This is a genomic window from Kamptonema sp. PCC 6506 (assembly GCF_000180455.1).
Lineage (GTDB): Bacteria > Cyanobacteriota > Cyanobacteriia > Cyanobacteriales > Microcoleaceae > Kamptonema > Kamptonema formosum.
Map to the genome: position 1 here is coordinate 1 of NZ_CACA01000042.1, position 837 is coordinate 837.

1 protein-coding gene is annotated in these 837 nt (G+C 40.7%); it reads left to right on the forward strand.

Features of this window, described 5'->3' with window-relative positions:
• On the forward strand, positions 1-837 hold an 837-nt coding region (locus OSCI_RS02395; RefSeq protein WP_039961590.1), incomplete at both ends, for a beta strand repeat-containing protein.

Sequence of the window (837 nt, forward strand, 5' to 3'; positions counted from 1 at the left end):
GTATTACGCCATTACAAAATATCATAGCCAACAGCACAGCAACCACTACATTTAATGCCGTAAATTCTGCCAGTGTCACCACTAATACCGGAGGTACAACTCAACTTAATGCTAATGTCACAACTACTGGCAGTCAAACCTATAACGATGCCGTTACAATTGCCAATAACCCCATCTTAACTGGTAACGGTATTACCTTCAATTCTACCTTAGATGGCAATAGCGATCTAACCGCTAATACTGGCGCATCAAATCTCAGTTTTAATGGTGCAATAGGCAATAACACTGCATTACAAAATATCACTGCCAATAGTACAGCTACAACTACCTTTAATAGCATCAATGCTGCTACTTTAACCACCAATGCAGACGGTACAACTCAACTCAATAGCAACGTCACAACTACTGGCGCACAGACTTATAACGATGCAGTTTCAATTGCCAATAACCCCATCTTAACTGGTAACGGCATTACCTTCAATTCCACCTTAGATGGCAATAGCGATATCACCGCTATTGCTGGTGCATCAAACCTCAGTTTTAATGGTGCAATAGGCAGTAACACTGCATTAGGAAATATCATCGCTAACACTACAGGAGTTACTACATTTAATAGTGTTAATTCTGCTACTTTAACAACCAATGCAGGCGGCACAACTCAACTTAATAGCAACGTCACAACTACTGGCGCACAGACTTATAACGATGCCGTCACACTTGCCAATAATCCCACTTTAACTGGTAACGGTATTACCTTCAATTCTACCTTAGATGGGAATAGCGATTTAACCGCTAATGCTGGTGCATCAAATCTTAGTTTTAATGGTGCAGTTGGGA